This window comes from Duganella sp. GW821-FHT07F09 (genome assembly GCF_059418705.1).
On record NZ_JBWKQJ010000016.1, the window covers coordinates 19777 to 37468 of the forward strand.

Genomic DNA, 17692 nt, shown 5'->3' on the forward strand with positions numbered 1-17692 from the left:
CCAGCGCCGTCAGAACAACTCGTTCTTGACGGCGTCCTTGGCCTTTTCCTCGGCCGGCGTGCCCTGGGCGGCGCCGTCGATGTTATGCACGCCCGTGCCCGGCGGATTCTCCGCGTAGTAGTACTCGTCGCCCACCAGCATCACCCCTTCCGGCACGGCCCGTTCCTCGATCGGGATGTTCTTCAGCGCCTTCTGCATGAAATTGATCCAGATCGGCAGCGCCAGGCCGCCGCCGGTCTCGCGGTTGCCCAGGTTCTTAGGCTGGTCGTAGCCGATCCAGGCGATGCCCACCAGCTTGGGCTGGTAGCCGGCGAACCAGGCGTCGATCGAGTCGTTGGTGGTGCCGGTCTTGCCGGAGATGTCGGGCCGCTTGAGCGAGAGCGCCTTGGCCGCCGTGCCGAAGCGCACCACGTCCTTGAGCATGCTGTCCATCAGGAAGGCGTTGCGCTCGTCGATGACGCGGTTCTTCTCGTCGCCGGCCCGGTCCGGATTGGCCTGCGACAGGATCTTGCCGTCGGCGTCGGTCACCTTGGAGATCAGGTAGGGGCTGACCTTGTAGCCGCCGTTGGCGAACACCGAGTAGGCGCCGGCCATCTGCAGCGGCGTGACGTTGCCCGCGCCCAGCGCCAGCGTCAAATACGGCGGGTTCTTGTCGGCGTCGAAGCCGAAGCGGGTGGTGTATTCCTGGCCGTACTTGGCGCCGATCTTGTGCAGGATGCGGATCGAGATCATGTTCTTGGACTTGGTCAGGCCGCGCCGCATCGTCATCGGTCCCTCGTACTTGCCGTCGTAGTTCTTCGGCTCCCAGGCCTGGCCGCCGGTCTGGCCGGCGTCGAACGAGATCGGCGCGTCGTTGATGATGGTCGACGGCGACAGGCCGCGCTCGAGCGAGGCCGAGTAGATGAACGGTTTGAACGACGAGCCCGGCTGGCGCCAGGCCTGGGTGACGTGGTTGAACTTGTTGCGGTTGTAGTCGAAGCCGCCGACCATGGCCTTGATGGCGCCGTCCTCGGTGCTGGCGGCAACGAAGGCCGATTCGATCTGCGGCATCTGCGTCACTTCCCAGTCCTTGCCCTCCTGCATCACGCGGATCACCGCGCCACGGCGGATGCGCTTGTTCGGCAAGGCTTTTTCCGACAGCCACGAGCGGCCCATCTCCAGGCCGGCGCCGGCGATCTTGATCTCCTCGCCGGAGGCGGTGACGGCGACGATCTGCTGCGGCGTGGCCTTGAGCACCATGGCGGCGACGATGTCGTCGCTGTCCGGGTGGTCGGCCAGCTCGGTCTCGATGACGTCGTCGGCCTCCTCCTTGTTGGCCGGGATGTCGATATACGCCTCCGGGCCGCGGTAGGCGTGGCGGCGCTCGTAGTCCATGACGCCCTTGCGCAGCGCCAGGTAGGCGGCGTCCTGGTCGGCCTTGGTGATGGTGGTGAACACGTTCAGGCCGCGCGTGTAGGTGTCCTCCTTGAACTGTTCATAGACCAGCTGGCGTGCCATTTCCGCAACATATTCGGCGTGCACGCCGAATTCGCTGCTGTCGGTCTTGACCTTCAGCGGCTCGGCCTTGGCGGTCTCGAACTGCGCGTCCGTGATATAGCCCAACGCGTGCATGCGCTGCAGGATGTACTGTTGGCGGGTTTTGGCGCGTTTCGGGTTGACCACCGGGTTGTAGGCCGACGGCGCCTTCGGCAGGCCGGCCAGCATGGCGGCCTCGGCCACGGTGATGTCGCGCAGGTTCTTGCCGAAGTAGATCTGCGCCGCCGACGAGAAGCCGTAGGCGCGCTGGCCCAGGTAGATCTGGTTCATATAGACCTCGAGGATCTGGTCCTTGGTCAGGTTCTTTTCGATCTTCCACGCCAGCAGGATCTCATAGGCCTTGCGCTTGAGCGTCTGCTCGCTCGACAGGAAGAAATTGCGGGCCACCTGCTGGGTGATGGTCGAGGCGCCCTGTTTGGCGCCGCCGGTGGCGTTGTGCACGGCCGCCCGCAGGATGCCGGTGTAGTCGATGCCGCCGTGCTGGTAGAAGCGGTCGTCCTCGATCGCCAGCACGGCCTTTTTCATCACGTCCGGGATGTCCTTGATGCGCACCAGGTTGCGGCGCTCCTCGCCGAACTCGCCGATCAGCACGTTGTCGGCCGAGAAGATGCGCAGCGGCATTTTGGGGCGGTAGTCGGTCAAGGTGTCCAGTTCCGGCAGGTTGGGATAGGCCATCGCCAGGCCGAACACGACCAGCAGCACGGCGCCGACGCCCAGGCCGAGCACCGACAGGCCGGCCATCAGCAGCCAGCGGGTGGGCGATTTGCCCGGTTTCTTGCCGGTCTTTTTGCCCGAGGACTTGTCGGAGGAGGGTGGCGGTGCCGAATTGGAGGAAGCCATTGCGGTGCGATCTTTCTGTTATGAGTGCGAAGCATTATAAGCGAGCGCAAACCCCTACGGCGCGCCGTGCCTTGCGACAGAAATACTTTCCTATGATCAACAAAACAACGGAGTTGTTTTTGCTGCCACGCGGTCAACAATAAGTGTGGCGAAAGTCTCACACTGTAACAATCGTGCACAGTAGAAATATCTTTACACTTATATAGGCACGATTTAATGTGGGGGCTTGCTTAAGCCGGGCTTAGGCGTGATTCAGCTTTTAGCTCTGCTATGTAGCGCAGCCGACATCCCGGCGCCGGAGACTCTCGCATGATCGATTTCAAGATGCTGTTCGGGCAGGCCAGCGCGCCGCTGATGGGCCTGGACATCAGCACCTCCAGCGTGCGCGTGGTGGAGCTGGCCCAGGGCGCCAAGGGCGAGCTGCGGCTGGAGCGCTACGCCGCCGAGCCGTTGCCGCGCGGCGCCGTCGTCGATGGCAACATCGAGAACATGGACCAGGTGGTCGAGGTGGTGCGGCGCGTCTGGAAGAAAAGCGGCAGCCGCGCCAAGCTGGCCGCGCTGGGCATGCCGCCGGCGTCGGTCATCACCAAGAAAATCATCCTGCCGGCCGGCCTGTCGGAGGACCAGCTCGAGGTGCAGGTCGAATCCGAGGCCAGCCAGTACATCCCGTTCGCGCTCGACGAGGTCAGCCTGGACTTCGACGTCATCGGCGCGGCCGCCAACTCGCCCGAGGACATCGAGGTCATGCTGGCAGCCTCGCGCCGCGAGAAGGTCGAGGACCGGGTCGCCATCGCCGAGGCGTCCGGCCTGAAGGCGACCGTGATGGACATCGAATCGTACGCCGCCCGCGCCGCGCTCGACCGCATCACCGCGCAACTGCCCGAGGCCGGCGCCGGCCAGGTGGTGGCGCTGTTCCAGATCGGCGCCCAGGTCACCCATATCTCCGTCATGCTCGACGGCGCCACCGTCTACGAGCGCGAGCAGCCCTTCGGCGGCAACTCGCTGACCCAGGACATCGTGCGCGCCTACGGCATGGCCTTCGACGAGGCCGAGGCGCGCAAGAAGAGCGGCGACCTGCCCGACAACTACGCGCCGGAGCTGCTCACGCCCTTCCTCGAGAGCGCGGCGATGGAGGTCACGCGGGCGATCCAGTTCTTCTACACCTCCACCCCCTACACCCGGGTCGACCAGCTGTTCCTGGCCGGCGGCTGCGCCGTCATCCCCGGCCTGCTCGAACTGGTCGCCGGCCGCACCCGGATCGCCAGCGCCGTCATCTCGCCGTTCAAGGGCATGCAGCTGGGGGCGTCGGTGCGCGAGGCGCAGCTGCGCGCCGACGCCCCGGCCTACCTGGTCGCCTGCGGCCTGGCGCTGCGGAGGTTCGGCTGATGATACGCATCAACCTGTTGCCCCACCGCGAGGAAAAGCGCAAGCAGAAGAAGTCCGCCTTCTTCGCGCTGCTGGCGCTGGGCGGCGTCATCGGCGTCGGCGTGGTGCTGCTGGTGGGCGGCTACAACGCCCGCGCGATCTCCATCCAGGGCGAGCGCAACCAGGTGCTGAAGACCGCCATCAGCGGACTCGACAAGAAAATCGCCGAGATCGCCACGCTGAAGCAGGAGATCGAGGCGCTCAAGGCGCGCCAGCAGGCGGTCGAGGATTTGCAGGGCGACCGCAACCAGCCGGTCTACCTGCTCGACGAGCTGGTCAGGCAGACCCCGCCCGGCGTCTATCTGAAAAGTTTCAAGCAGGAGGGGCAGAAGGTGTCGGTGCTCGGCTACGCGCAGTCGCAGGAGCGCGTGTCCGAACTGCTGCGCAACCTGGCGGGCGTGTCGCCGTGGCTGGAGCGCCCGGACTTGATCGAAGTCAAATCGACCGCCCTCGGCCAGGGCAAGACCAGCAAGAAAGTGGTGGAATTCAACCTGATGGTCCTGATCAAGCGCCCGCGCGACAAGGACGGGGTCCCCGCTGACAAGGGCGGGGCCAAGTCCGGCGCGGCCGCCACCACGGCGGCCTTGTCCGTCCCGCCCACCAGTCCGGCCACCGGCGTCAAGCCGGTCCAGCCCTAGGAGCGATGGCGATGCCGACAGCGATGGCGACAAGCAACCTCGATCTGAACCAGCTGGGCGCGCGGCTGGCCGGGCAGTTCCGCAACCTCAACGACCGCCATCCCGGCCAGTGGCCGCTGGCGCCGCGCCTGCTGTGCGCCGTCGGCGTGGCGGCGGCGGTGATGGTGGCCGGCTACTTCGGCTACTGGAGTTCGCAGTTCGAGGAGCAGGAGGCGGGCGCCCTGGCCGAGCTCAAGTTGCGCGACGAATACCGCTTCAAGACCGGCCAGGCGGTCAACCTGGAGGCGCTGCGGGCGCAGAAGGTGCAGGTCGACCAGTATGTCGAACGGCTGCAGAAGCAGCTGCCCAGCAAGGCCGAGATGGCCGCCTTGCTGACCGACATCAACCAGGCCGGCTCCGGCCGCGGCCTGCAGTTCGAGCTGTTCAAGCCGGCCCAGGTGGTGGTCAAGGATTACTACGCGGAGTTGCCGATCGATATCAAGGTCACCGGCGGCTACCACGACATCGGCGCCTTCGCCGGCGACATGGCCAACCTGTCGCGCATCGTCACGCTCAACAACATGGCGCTGAGCACCGGCAAGGACGGCGTGCTGACCCTGGAGGCGGTGGCCAAGACCTTCCGCTACCTCGATCCGGAAGAGGTGCAGGCGCAGCGCAAGGCGGCGGCCGACAAGAAAAAGGCGGCGAAAAAATCATGAGCACGTTGAGATCGCTCCCCTTGTGGCTGGTGACGGCGGCGCTGCCGCTGCTGTCGGCCTGCGGCGACGACGACGCCCAGCAGGTGCGCGCGTGGATGCGCGAGGTCGATGCCCAGACCAAGGTGGCGGTGCCGCCGCTGGCCGAGCCCAAGACCTTCATCCCGTTCGCCTACGCCCAGAAGGACCAGGTCGATCCGTTCAATCCGAACAAGCTGCTGGCCGAGCTGGCCAAGCTGGACGCGCGCCCCGGCGGCGGCCTGCGCCCGGACCTCGACCGGCGCAAGGAGCTGCTCGAGAGCTATCCGCTCGACACCGTCAAGATGGTCGGCACCATCGAGAAGAACGGCGTCATCCACGCGGTGCTGCAGATCGACCGTTCGGTGCACCAGGTCGTCAAGGGCCAGCACATCGGACAGAACTACGGCCGGATCACCGGCATCACCGAGGACGCGGTCAGCATCAGGGAAATCGTCCAGGACGCGACCGGCGACTGGGTCGAACGCATGTCGAAGCTGGAACTGCAGGAAAGCAAGGAGAATATCAAATGACCGCTCGAACCACGGCCCGGCGCGCGCCGGCCGCCTGCCGGGCGCCTCGGTGGGCCCTCGCTCTGACCATGACCTTGACCCTGGCCCTGGCGCCGCAGCCGCAAGGCGTCAGCGCCCAGCCCGCCGCCACGGCGGCCACCGCCAACGCCATCGAGTCGATCAGCGCCAACCAGCAGGGCGCCAACGTCATCGTCAAGATCGCGCTGAAAAACCCGCCCGACAAACTCCCCCTCGGCTTCGCCATCACCAATCCCTCCCGCGTCGCGCTCGATCTCGGCGCCACCGTCAACGGCACCGGCAAGACCACGCAGGAGTTCAACGTGGGCGACCTGCGCAGCGTCAACGTGGTGCAGGCGGGCGGGCGCTCGCGCCTGGTGTTCAACCTCAAACGCAGCCTCAATTACGCCACCGCCATCGACGGCAACGCCATCATCCTGACCATCGACGGTTCCGGCGGCGTGGCCACGGCGGTCGACGGCCGCGGCCTGCCGGTCGCCCCGGCCGCCACGGCGGCGCCCGGGCGCCAGATGCTGCGCGACCTCGATTTCCGCCGCGGCGCCAACGGCGAGGGCAGGGTCGTGGTCGACCTGCCCAACAACCAGGTGGCCGTCGACGTGCGCCAGACGCCGACCGGCGTGGTGGTCGACTTCCTCAAGACGGGGCTGCCGGAGACCTTGCGCCGCCGGCTCGACGTCGGCGACTTCGGCACGCCGGTGGCGCTGGTGACCAGCGTGCCCTACGGCGACAACACGCGCCTGACGGTCGAGGCGCGCGGGCTGTGGGAGCAGACCGTGTACCAGAGCGACACCCAGCTGGTGATCGACGTCAAGCCGATCAAGGAGGACCCGAACAAGCTGACCCAGGGCTCGCAGGGCTACCGCGGCGAGAAGCTCTCGTTCAACTTCCAGAACGTCGAGGTGCGCGCGGCGCTGCAGGCGATCGCCGACATCTCCGGCCTGAACATCATCACCAGCGACAGCGTCAGCGGCAACCTGACGTTGCGCCTGAAGGAGGTGCCGTGGGACCAGGCGCTGGACGTGGTGCTGCAGGCCAAGGGCCTGGACATGCGCAAGAACGGCAACGTGCTGTGGATCGCGCCCAAGGAGGAGTTGCTGACCAAGGAAAAGCTGGAACTGGAGCAGCGCGCCCAGATCGCCGACCTCGAACCGCTCAAGTCGGAGATCTTCCAGCTCAACTACCAGAAAGCCGAGGCCTTCAAGACCGTCTTCGGCCTCGAGGGCGGCGACGCCAAGAACCGCATCCTGTCCAAGCGCGGCAGCGCCATCATCGAGCCGCGCACCAACCAGCTGTTCGTCACCGACATCGCCTCCAAGCTCGAGGACGTGCGCCGGCTCATCGCCAAGACCGACATCGCCACCAAGCAGGTGCTGATCGAGGCGCGCATCGTCGAGGCCAGCGACACCTTCACCCGCAACCTCGGCGCCAAGCTCGGCTTCGCCGACATGCGCACCATCCGCGGCGGCGACGCCGGCTACCAGATCGGCAACGGCAATACCCGCATCGGCATCGGCGGCAACATGAACGGCATCGGCCAGACCACCGGCCAGGTGGCGCTCAACGACGGCACCTTCGACAACACCCAGTTCGTCAATCTGCCGGCGGGCAACATCAACGGCGTCCCGGCCGGCAGCCTGGCGATCAGCCTGTTCTCGTCGGCGGCCAACCGCTTCCTCAACCTCGAACTGTCGGCGCTGGAGGCCGATGGCACCGGCAAGATCATCTCCAGCCCGCGCGTGATCACCGCCGACAAGGCCATCGCGCTGATCGAGCAGGGCATCGAGCTGCCCTACCAGGTCGCCACCAGCAGCGGCGCGACCTCGATCCAGTTCCGCAAGGCCAACCTGCGGCTGGAGGTGACGCCGCAGATCACGCCGGACGGCAACGTCGTCATCGACGTCGACGTCAACAAGGACAGCGTGGGCCAGGAGACACGCGCCGGCTTCGCCATCGACACCAAGCACGTCAAGACGCAGGTGATGGTCGAGAACGGCGGTACGGTGGTGCTCGGCGGCATCTACCAGCAAACCGAGCGCAACACCACCAGCAAGGTGCCGCTGCTGGGCGACGTGCCGGTGCTGGGCTATCTGTTCCGCACCAATTCGCGCACCAACGACAAGACGGAGTTGTTGGTGTTTATCACGCCGAAGATCGTCGCCGAGCGCCTGTCGACGCGTTGATCCGGGATGTTTTGTCTGTTTGAGTGATTCACTTATTCTAGTTATGGGAAACACGGTCATGAAAAAATTCACGGGATGGCTGGTGATGGTGGTGTGCGCCGGGGTGCTGTCGGCCTGCGGTGGCGGCGGCGGTTCGCCGGGGACCAATGGCAGCGGGGTGGCGCCATCCAAGGCGGCCAGCGTGGTGCTCACGGCCAGCGCTACGACCATCGCCTCGTCCGGCCTGGACGGCACCGAGGTGACCTTGACGGCCATCGTCAAGGACGCCGGCGGCAACGCGCTGTCCGGCGAAACGGTCAGTTTCACCACCAGCTCGGGCACCGTGACAAGCACCAACCGCCTGAGCAGCGCCGCCGGCGAGGTGGTCGAAAAGCTCAGCGTCAAGGGCGACAGCTCGCTGCGCAAGATCACCGTGACGGCCAGCGCCGGCGGCCGGACCTCGAGCCCGGTCACCATCGACGTGGTCAACGCCGTGCCGACCTTGTCGCTGACCACCGACGCCGCCACCCTGGCCTCGGTCGGCACCGCCGGCAACGAGGTGACGGTGGTGGCGCTGGTGCGCGACTCCAACAACACCGTCATGCCCGGCGTGCCGGTCGACCTGCGGGCCGATTCGGGCAGCCTGAGCCTGACCACCCGCACCACCAACGCCCAGGGCATCGTCACCGAGAAGCTCGGCACCGGCGGCGACGCCACCTCCCGCTCGATCAAGGTCACCGCCTCGGTGGCCGGCGCCGTGCCGGTCACCACCATCGTCAACGTGGCCGGCAACGGCTTGACCATCAACGCCGCGCGCACCATCAACGTCGGCGCCAGCGCCGACATCACCGTCAAGCTGGTCGATTCGGCCGGCAACGCGCTGGTCGGCAAACCGGTCGTGTTCGGCTCGAACGCCAATACCCTGGTGGTCAAGGGCGGCGGCGCGGCCGTCACCAACGCCGCTGGCCAGCTCATCCTCAGCTACACGGCCACCGGCGGCAGCGCCGACGTGGTCACCGTGCGCGCGATGGGGGAGGCGGCCTCGACCAGCATCACCATCAATTCGTCGGCGTTCGCCATCCGCTCGCTCAACGCCGGCGGCGCCGTACAGACCACGGCCGCCATCGGCGGCTGCCAGCAAGTCTCCGTCACCGGCGGCCCGAGCGGCAACGTCACCATCAGCAGCTCGCGCGGCACGGTCTACAGCGACGCCGCGTGCGCCGTGCCGTTGGCCGGCACCCTGCCGTTGAGCGGCGGGGCGGCGGTGGCCTACCTCAACGCCACCGGTCCCGGGGTCGCCACGTTGACGGCCAGCGCATCCGGCCTGACCACGCAGGCCGAGCTGGAATTCGTCGCGCCGCTGACCGGCACGGCCACCATCTCGCTGCAGGCCGACCCGGCCGTGATCGGCGCCAACACGGCCGGCAGCACCACCCAGCAGGCCACCTTGCGCGCCGTGGTGCGCGACGGTCCGGCGCAAAACAACCCGGTCAAGAACGCCACGGTGGCCTTCTCCATCCTCACCGATCCGAGCGGCGGCACGCTGACGCAGCCGTCGGAAGTGCTCACCGCCGCCGACGGTTCGGCCACCGTCAGCTATGTTGCCGGGACCACCGCCACCGCCACCAACGGCGTGCGCATCCAGGCCAGGGTGGTCGGCGGCTCCGGCGCCACGGCGGCGGTCAACCTGACCGTGGCGCAAAAGTCGCTGTTCATCAGCGCCGGCACCGGCAACACCATCGGCTTGCCGAACAGCGCCACCTACCAGGCCGACTACGCCGTCATCGTCACCGACGCGGCCGGCAACGCCGTGCCGGGCGTCAAACTGACCGCCTCGGTGCTGCCATACCGCTACTACAAGGGGGCGCTGACCTTCAGGCCGCCGCAGGGACCGTGGGAACGGGTGATGACCGCACAGTGCGACAACGAGGACCTGAACGCCAACGGCATCCTTGACCCGGGCGAGGACTTGAACGGCAACGGCACCCTGCAGCCGGGTATTCCGGTGACGGTCACCACCAACGTGGTCACCGACGCCAGCGGCCGCGCCACCGTGTCGCTGGTCTACCCGCGCAACTTCGTCAATTGGCTCGACGTCAACCTGACCATCCGCGGGTCGGCGTCATCCGGCACCGAGTCTTCGTACACCTCTCTGGTACACTTGATGGGCTTGAGCACCGATTACAGTGATCTCGCAGTTACGCCACCAGGCGTGGTCAGCCCTTACGGGGTGGCGGCATCGTGCAGCAACCCGCAGTGATCTGCAGCCATCGGCCGCGATCCGCTGGCGGGGGAGCCGATGCCGCCGCCCGCATTTAGTTGGATCGTGCATGCAAAATGTGTTTTTAGTCGGCCTGATGGGGGCGGGAAAGACCACCATCGGCCGTATTTTGGCCCGCAAACTGGGTCTGCGGTTCATGGATTCGGACCACGAGATCGAGGCGCGCACCGGCGCCTCCATCCCGTGGATCTTCGAAATCGAGGGTGAACCGAGCTTTCGCCGGCGCGAGGCGGAGGTCATCCGCGAGCTGACCGGCCAGCGGGACCTGGTGCTGGCCACCGGCGGCGGCGCCGTGCTCGATCCGGAAAACCGCGCCTTCCTCAAGGCGCGCGGCACCGTCATCTACCTGCGCACGACCGTGCACAGCATCCTGCAGCGCACCGCGCACGACAAGAACAGGCCGCTGCTGCAGACGGCCGACCCGCGCAAAAAGCTCGAGGAATTGATGGCCGTGCGCGATCCGCTGTACATGGAGATCGCCGACGTGGTGATCGATACCGGCCGACCTAACGTACAATCGATGGTCCAATCCATTTTGACCCAGTTGGAGAGGCTGGCCTGCGAGGCCGCGCCCAACTGCGTCACCCAAGCGGAACCATCGATGAACGAAGAATCCACCATCCTGTTGAATGTCGATCTGGGCGAGCGCAGCTACCCGATCTCGATCGGCCCGGCGCTGCTCGCCGACGGCGCGCTGCTGGCGCGCCACGTCCACGGCGGCAAGGTCGCCATCGTCACCAACACCACCGTCGCGCCGCTGTACCTGGAGCGCGTCGAGGCCGGCCTGCGTAGTGCCGGCAAGCAAGTAATGACCGTCGTGCTGCCCGACGGCGAGGAATACAAGACCTGGCCGAGCCTGATGCAGATCTTCGACGCGCTGCTGGCCAACAAGGCCGACCGTAAGACCACGCTGATCGCCCTCGGCGGCGGCGTCATCGGCGACCTGACCGGCTACGCGGCCGCCAGCTACATGCGCGGGATCGACTTCATCCAGGTGCCGACCACCTTGTTGTCGCAGGTCGACTCGTCGGTCGGCGGCAAGACCGGCATCAACCATCCGCTGGGCAAGAACATGATCGGCGCCTTCTACCAGCCGCGCGCGGTGATCGCCGACACCTCGACCCTGGAAACCCTGCCGGCGCGCGAGCTGTCGGCCGGCCTGGCCGAAGTCATCAAGCACGGCGCCATCATCGACGCCGCCTTCTTCGACTGGATCGAGGCCAACATCGGCAAGCTGATGGCGCGCGACAAGGGCGCGCTGGCGTACGCCATCGCCCGCTCGTGCGAGATCAAGGCCGACGTCGTGCGCCAGGACGAGCGCGAGGGCGGCCTGCGCGCCATCCTCAATTTCGGCCACACCTTCGGCCACGCCATCGAGAACGGCCTGGGCTACGGCCAGTGGTTGCACGGCGAGGCCGTCGGCTGCGGCATGGTGATGGCGGCCGACCTGTCACAGCGCATGGGGCTGGTCGACGAGGCCACCGTGGCGCGCGTGCGCGCGCTGGTCGAGGCGGCCGGCCTGCCGGTCAAGGCGCCCGACCTGGGCGCCGAGCGCTGGCTGGAACTGATGGAGGTCGACAAGAAGAACGAGGGCGGCGCCATCAAATTCATCCTGCTCAAGCCGCTGGGTGCGCCAAGCATCACCAACGCGCCGCGCGAGCTGCTGCTGGCCACTCTGGCCGCCAGCGTCTAGGCGGGGGCGACGATGCTGCCCGAAGAGTACCTGGCCCCGTACGCCGCCCATTCGGCCGGCGGCGCCGGTCGCCGCTATCCGGAAACGGCGCATTCGTCGCGCAGCCAGTTCCAGCGCGACCGCGACCGCATCATCCATTCGTCGGCGTTCCGTCGGCTCGAGTATAAAACCCAGGTCTTCCTCAACCATGAGGGCGACCTGTTCCGTACCCGGTTGACGCACAGCCTGGAGGTGGCGCAGGTTGGCCGTTCGCTGGCGCGCAACCTGCGCCTGAACGAGGACCTGGTCGAGGCGATTTCGCTGGCGCACGACCTCGGCCACACGCCTTTCGGCCACGTCGGCCAGGACGTGCTCAACGAATGCATGAAGGAACACGGCGGCTTCGAGCACAACCTGCAAAGCCTGCGCGTGGTAGACGAGCTCGAGGAGCACTACGGCGCCTACGACGGCCTCAACCTGATGTTCGAGACGCGCGAGGGCATCCTCAAGCACTGCTCGCTGACCAACGCCCGCCTGCTGGGGCCGGTCGCGGTGCGCTTCATCGACCGCACGCAGCCGTCGCTGGAGGCGCAGCTGACCAACCTCGCCGACGAGATCGCCTACAACAGCCACGACATCGACGACGGCCTGCGCTCCGGCCTGATCACAATCGAGCAACTCGAGCAGGTCGATTTCTTCGCGCGCCTGTGGCGCGACGTCCAGCACACCTTCCCGGGGCTGTCGGGACGGCGCGCGATCTACGAAACGTTGCGGCGGCTGATCACGGCGCTGGCCGACGACCTGATCGTCACCTCCGGCGCCTTGCTGGCCGACGCCGCGCCCAAGAACATCGACGACGTGCGCGCCGCGCCGCCGCTGATCCGCTTCTCCGACCCGATGCGCAAGGACGCCACCGAGCTCAAGCGCTTCCTGCGCGAGAACCTGTACCGCCATTACAAGGTCAACCGCATGCGCGTGAAGGCCAGCCGCATCGTGCGCGAACTGTATGAATCGTTCATGGCCGAGCCCGTCTTGCTGCCGCCGGATTACCAGGACAAATCGGGCGACGCCGGCAAGCAGGCGCGCAAGATCGCCGACTACATCGCCGGCATGACCGACCGCTACGCCATCCGCGAACACCGCCGTTTGTTCTCGCTCGACGAGCTTTGAGGCGGCTCAAACGTGCACCCTTGATCGTCCGCGCCGTTGGTATGATCATGGGGGATGGACGAGCAAATCAAACAACTCGATACACGCCTGAGCTCGGTGGAGAGGGACTTGGCCGTGTTGACTGCGCAGGCCGAACATGTGCAGCTGCACTACGCGACGAAAGAAGTCGTGGCGGAGTTGCGCACAGAAATTGTCGCATCCGAGCTAAGGCTGAGTAAGCAAATAGCCTCTTTGGAAGAAAAAATTCTCGACCTGGAAAACCGGCATTTGCGCTGGACCGTCGGAGCCATAGTCGCCGTCGCAGGCATCGTGCTAGCCATCGTTCGAACATTCTCGTGAGGTGGTCTATGGATGAGCAAATTGTTGAGCTCGATAGACGGTTAGTCATGGTGGAAAAAGACGTTGCCACGTTGAAGGCAGAGGCGGCATTTGCACGCGAGCACTTTGTGACTAAGCAAGACTTTGCCAGACTCGAAGAACGCGTCGCATCCATCCAGGCCAACTATGCGACAAAAGAGGGGGTGGCGGGAGGGCTGGCGGCGTTGGAAGCCAGAATAATGTGCAAACTTTCGCAGCTTGAAAGTCGCATGGTGCGCTGGTGCGTCGGCACCATGATCACGCTGACCGGCGTGGCCATGGCCGTCGTCAAGTTCTCTCTTTAAAACGCCATCCGCGCCTGCGCATCGCGCGCGTCGCCCATCAACTCCAGCAGCAGCTTCTTGATCGGCGCCGGCAGCGCCGCGTCGGCGAGTTTGGCCGCGTCGTACCAGACGTGGCCGGCCTCGGCCGCCATCGGCGCGCGCCGCGCCAAGGTCACGCGGTACGGCGCGATGTGCAGCTTGTAGTGCGTGAACACATGCGTGACCGTCGACAGCCGCTCGTGCGATTCCATTTCACCGAACTTGCCGACCGCTAGTATCAGCGCGTCGTCGCCGGCCGCCGGGATGTCGTCGTCCTCGGCCAGCACATGGCCGTCGAGCTCCGGCAGCGACAACAGGCCGCCCCAGATCCCGGTCGGCGGACGCTGCTCCAGCAGCACCTGGCCGTTGTCGATAATCGCCAGCATCACCGAGTGCTTCTCCGGCGACGTCTTCTTCGGCTTGCGCACCGGCAGGTCCTTGGTCCGGTTGGTGGCGAAGGCCACGCAGCGCGGCTGCATCGGGCAGCGCTCGCACGACGGGCTGCTGCGCGTGCACAAGGTCGCGCCCATGTCCATCAGCCCCTGTGTGTACGACTCGATGCCTTGCTCCGGCAACAGCGCCTCGGCGCGACGCCACATCATCTCCTCGGTGCGGCGCTCGCCCGGATAGGCGTCGATGCCGAACACGCGCGCGAACACCCGCTTGACGTTGCCGTCCATGATGGCGGCGCGCGTGCCGCTGGAAAACGCCGAGATCGCCGCCGCCGTCGAGCGGCCGATGCCGGGCAGCTCGGCCAGCAGCGCCGGGTCGGACGGGAACACGCCGTCGTACTCGGCCACCACGCGCTGCGCGCACTTGTGCAGGTTGCGCGCGCGGGTGTAGTAGCCCAGGCCGCTCCATTGCGCCATGACGTCCTCGACCGGCGCCGCCGCCAGGTCGCGCAGGGTGGGGAAACGTTCAAGGAAGCGCGCGTAGTAGCCCAGCACCGCCGACACCTGCGTTTGCTGCAGCATGATTTCGGACAGCCAGATCAGATACGCGTCGGTGGTGTTTTGCCACGGCAGCGCGTGGCGCCCGTGCTGTTTCTGCCAGCCGATCAGGTCCGATGAAAAACTCGGATCGGCGAAATTCTCGACAACTTCTACCTTCATTTGCATCCTAAATTAAACATGTTGCGCGGCTTGGCGCGGCTTAATCCGTCACGCTTCGTCGGCGGCTCATGGCCGATTACGCGCTGCGCGCTAATCCGCCCTACGAAAATCTATCTTGTTAAGCGGCGGCGTCGAGCGCCTCGAACTCCGCGTTGATGGCGGTGCCGATGGCGGCCGCCAGTTCCGTCAGGCGCAGCTTCTGCGCCTCCAGCTGCTGCTGGCTGCTTTCGAACGCGTCGATTTTCTGCTCCAGGCTGTCGGTGGCGTCGTGGATGCGCTGGATCGACGCCAGCCGGTGCTTGAGCTGATCCTTGTGCTGGCGGATCTGCGCCTCCAGCGGCGCCATGATCACCTTCAGCCACGCCTCGGCGTCGTTGTTGGCCGACTTGAAACAGCCGCGCACGCGCGAGGCGATGGTGTCGAAGAACTTCTCCATCAGCACGACGCGGCTGGTCGTGATCAACGTCGCAGTGCCGAACTGTTTGTAGTAGATCGCCTCGATCGACGCGATCTCGTCGCGGTACAGTTGCAGCGAAAACGGCATCGGCAGCGCCAGGGTCAAGCCGTGCTCGCTGGCGAAGCGGCGGTACATCACGCCCATCATCTCGCTGATCTCGACGGTCTTGCGCTCGGACGCGTCGAGGTTGGCGCGGATGCGCTCGAAGTAATTGCGCACCGCCTCGCGCACGCCGGTGAAGAAGCGGCTGCGCTGCATCTGTTCGCGCACCACGTCGATGTCGTCGCGCACGATGTCCATGCCGATGCTGGTGTAGAGCTCGGTCGACAGCCGGGTGAACACGGCGCGCGTGGCCTGCAGCTTGAACAGGCTGGTGTCGAATTCCTTTTTCTCGACGTCGATGCGGCGCATCATGTGGGCGATCACCGTCTGGTTCTTGCCGCGCAGGCTCTTGAGCTCGTGCAGCTGCTCGACGATGCCGCGCGAGCGCGCATTGACCAGCGCCATTTGCGCCACGCTCAGCGCCTGTAATTCTTCGCGCAGTTGCTTGCGCACGATGTCCTTCTTGGCCGGGATCAGCTCGTCGAACAGCGCCGCTTCGAGCGCCTGCAGGCGGCTGCGGGCGAGCAGGGCGTTGTCCTGTGTGATCTTGCCCACCAGCGCCTTTTGCGCCGACACCGGAAACACCTGGCGCGGCTCGAGCGCCAGCACGTGCGCGACATTGGCCTGCTGGCGTTCGATCTCGACGTCGACCTCGGCATGGCTGCGCAGCTCGTCCCACATGCTGTCGATCTTGTTGAGCACGACGAGGCGGCCTGCGCCGGCGCCGATGTGGTTGCGCCAGACCTCGATGTCGCTCTTGGTCACGCCGGTGTCGGCGGCCAGGATGAACAGCACCGCGTGCGCATTCGGAATCAGGTTCAAGGTCAGTTCCGGCTCGGTGCCGATGGCGTTCAGGCCGGGCGTGTCGAGGATCACCAGCCCCTGCTTGAGCAGCGGGTGCGGGAAGTTGATGATGGCGTGGCGCCACAGCGAGATCTCGACCTTGCCGTCCTCGCTCAGGGTGACCGGCATGTCGGGATCGTCCTCGTCGTACAAGCCGTAGCGCTTGGCCTCCTCGACCGGCACGTGGCGCGTCATGCTGACCTGCTTGAAGACCTCGTGCATGTCGGCGCCGACCTCCAGGTTCAGCGGCAGCACGGTCCAGGCCGATGGTTGATCGCGGTAGTCGCCGGTCGACAGGTTGTCGGCCCGCGTCTCGATCGGCAGCAGGCGGATCGACGGCGCGAAGCTGGGGTCGTACATCAGCTCGGTCGGACACATGGTGGTGCGGCCGGCGGCCGACGGCAGGATGCGCTGGCCGTAGTCGGCGAAGAAGATGGCGTTGATCAGCTCGGATTTGCCGCGCGAGAACTCGGCGACGAAGGCCACCGACAACTTATCGTCGGCCAGCCGCGCCAGGGTGCGGCCGATGCGCTGGTCGGTGGCGGCGTCGGTCAACGACGCGGCCGCCACCCAGGACTGGTAGTTTTTCAGCGCCGTCACCACGCCTTGCCGCCAGGCGCTGTACTGCTCGAAATCCCTGGCCATCATGCTTTCCGCCCTTGTTCTAAAGTTCACTTTTGGCAATTGACACAGTAAAAAGTGGAGCGCTGTCCTTGCTTGATCTGCCGCACCGGCGCCGCGCACACCTTGCAGGGCACGCCAGCACGATCATAGACGAAATACGTCTGCTGGAAATAACCGGACTGGCCGTTGACGCTAATAAAGTCGCGCAAGGTGCTGCCGCCCTGGATGATGGCTTCGGCCAGGATCTCGCGGATCGCCTGCGCCAGTTTCTCGTAGCGCGCCAGGCTGATACGCTTGGCGGGCGTCTTTGGATTGATGCCCGCGCGAAATAAACTTTCCGAAGCGTAAATATTGCCGACGCCGACTACGATATCGCCGGCCAGCAGCACTTGCTTGACCGGGGCGCTGCGCTGGCGGGTCTGATCGTACAACAATTTGCCGGTAAAGCCCGTTTCCAGCGGCTCCACGCCCAGTTCGCGCAGCAGGACGTGGTGTTCAAGCAGGCCGTCGGCGTCGTCGTGCCACAGCACGGCGCCGAAGCGGCGCGGGTCCTTCATGCGCAGCACCTGTTTGCCTTGCGGCCCCTCGATCACCAGATCGAAATGGTCGTGCTTTTCCGGCTCGATGTCGGTGTCCATCACCCGCAGGTGGCCCGACATGCCCAGGTGGATGATCAGGGTGCCGTGCTCGAAGTGGACCAGCAGGTATTTTCCGCGCCGCCCGGTGCGCACCACCAGCCGTCCGGCCAGCAATTGTTGCAACTGGGCGGGAAACGGCCAGCGCAGGCCCTCGCGGCGCAGCACCACGTCGCGCACGGTGCGGCCTTCGATATGGGGCGCGACGCCGCGCCGTGTCACTTCAACTTCTGGCAATTCTGGCATGTGGATGG

General features: G+C 66.0%; 14 protein-coding genes. 10 read left to right on the plus strand and 4 right to left on the minus strand.

Annotated elements, in window-relative coordinates; translation table 11 throughout:
• Positions 1-9: 9 nt before the first annotated feature.
• Positions 10-2376, minus strand: a complete 2367-nt coding sequence (locus AC07P1_RS30235; RefSeq protein WP_494699305.1) for a penicillin-binding protein 1A — start codon at positions 2374-2376, stop codon at positions 10-12.
• Positions 2377-2685: 309 nt separating this feature from the next.
• Here AC07P1_RS30235 and AC07P1_RS30240 point away from each other — a divergent pair, with 309 nt between their 5' ends.
• From AC07P1_RS30240 to AC07P1_RS30285, 10 genes are all read left to right on the plus strand, one after another.
• Positions 2686-3762: a pilus assembly protein PilM gene (locus tag AC07P1_RS30240; RefSeq protein ID WP_494699306.1), complete on the plus strand. Its 1077-nt coding sequence runs from the start codon at positions 2686-2688 to the stop codon at positions 3760-3762.
• Entirely contained in the window at positions 3762-4439 is a 678-nt protein-coding gene (locus AC07P1_RS30245; protein WP_494699307.1) for a PilN domain-containing protein, read from the plus strand. Before AC07P1_RS30240 ends, AC07P1_RS30245 begins: the two co-directional genes overlap by 1 nt.
• Positions 4440-4450: 11 nt before the next feature.
• A complete protein-coding gene (locus AC07P1_RS30250) occupies positions 4451-5137 on the plus strand; it encodes a type IV pilus inner membrane component PilO (protein ID WP_494699308.1) in 687 nt (228 codons plus the stop codon).
• Positions 5134-5685 carry a pilus assembly protein PilP gene (locus AC07P1_RS30255; RefSeq protein ID WP_315219174.1) on the plus strand — a complete coding sequence of 184 codons (552 nt, stop codon included), beginning with the start codon at positions 5134-5136 and terminating at the stop codon, positions 5683-5685. The genes AC07P1_RS30250 and AC07P1_RS30255 overlap by 4 nt, the downstream gene beginning before the upstream one ends.
• Positions 5682-7883 carry a type IV pilus secretin PilQ gene (locus AC07P1_RS30260; RefSeq protein ID WP_494699309.1) on the plus strand — a complete coding sequence of 734 codons (2202 nt, stop codon included), beginning with the start codon at positions 5682-5684 and terminating at the stop codon, positions 7881-7883. Before AC07P1_RS30255 ends, AC07P1_RS30260 begins: the two co-directional genes overlap by 4 nt.
• 58 nt (positions 7884-7941) lie before the next feature.
• Positions 7942-10122, plus strand: a complete 2181-nt coding sequence (locus AC07P1_RS30265; protein ID WP_494699310.1) for a beta strand repeat-containing protein — start codon at positions 7942-7944, stop codon at positions 10120-10122.
• Between the two features lie 70 nt (positions 10123-10192).
• Positions 10193-11836: a bifunctional shikimate kinase/3-dehydroquinate synthase AroKB gene (aroKB, locus tag AC07P1_RS30270; protein ID WP_494699311.1), complete on the plus strand. Its 1644-nt coding sequence runs from the start codon at positions 10193-10195 to the stop codon at positions 11834-11836.
• Positions 11837-11848: 12 nt separating this feature from the next.
• Entirely contained in the window at positions 11849-12985 is a 1137-nt protein-coding gene (locus AC07P1_RS30275) for a deoxyguanosinetriphosphate triphosphohydrolase (protein WP_494699312.1), read from the plus strand.
• A gap of 54 nt (positions 12986-13039) precedes the next feature.
• Positions 13040-13324 carry a hypothetical protein gene (locus AC07P1_RS30280; protein ID WP_494699313.1) on the plus strand — a complete coding sequence of 95 codons (285 nt, stop codon included), beginning with the start codon at positions 13040-13042 and terminating at the stop codon, positions 13322-13324.
• An 8-nt stretch (positions 13325-13332) separates the two neighbouring features.
• A complete protein-coding gene (locus AC07P1_RS30285; RefSeq protein WP_494699314.1) occupies positions 13333-13647 on the plus strand; it encodes a hypothetical protein in 315 nt (104 codons plus the stop codon).
• Here the strand turns inward: AC07P1_RS30285 and mutY are convergent.
• The 3 genes from mutY to mutM all read right to left on the minus strand — a co-directional run bounded on the left by mutY (position 13644) and on the right by mutM (position 17684).
• Positions 13644-14777: an A/G-specific adenine glycosylase gene (mutY, locus tag AC07P1_RS30290; RefSeq protein ID WP_494699315.1), complete on the minus strand. Its 1134-nt coding sequence runs from the start codon at positions 14775-14777 to the stop codon at positions 13644-13646. The genes AC07P1_RS30285 and mutY overlap by 4 nt on opposite strands.
• A 118-nt stretch (positions 14778-14895) precedes the next feature.
• A complete protein-coding gene (locus AC07P1_RS30295; RefSeq protein ID WP_494699355.1) occupies positions 14896-16824 on the minus strand; it encodes a dynamin family protein in 1929 nt (642 codons plus the stop codon).
• Between the two features lie 26 nt (positions 16825-16850).
• The gene (gene mutM, locus AC07P1_RS30300) at positions 16851-17684 is read right to left on the minus strand and encodes a bifunctional DNA-formamidopyrimidine glycosylase/DNA-(apurinic or apyrimidinic site) lyase (protein ID WP_494699316.1); all 834 of its coding nucleotides are present in this window, start codon (positions 17682-17684) and stop codon (positions 16851-16853) included.
• Between the last annotated feature and the right edge of the window lie 8 nt (positions 17685-17692).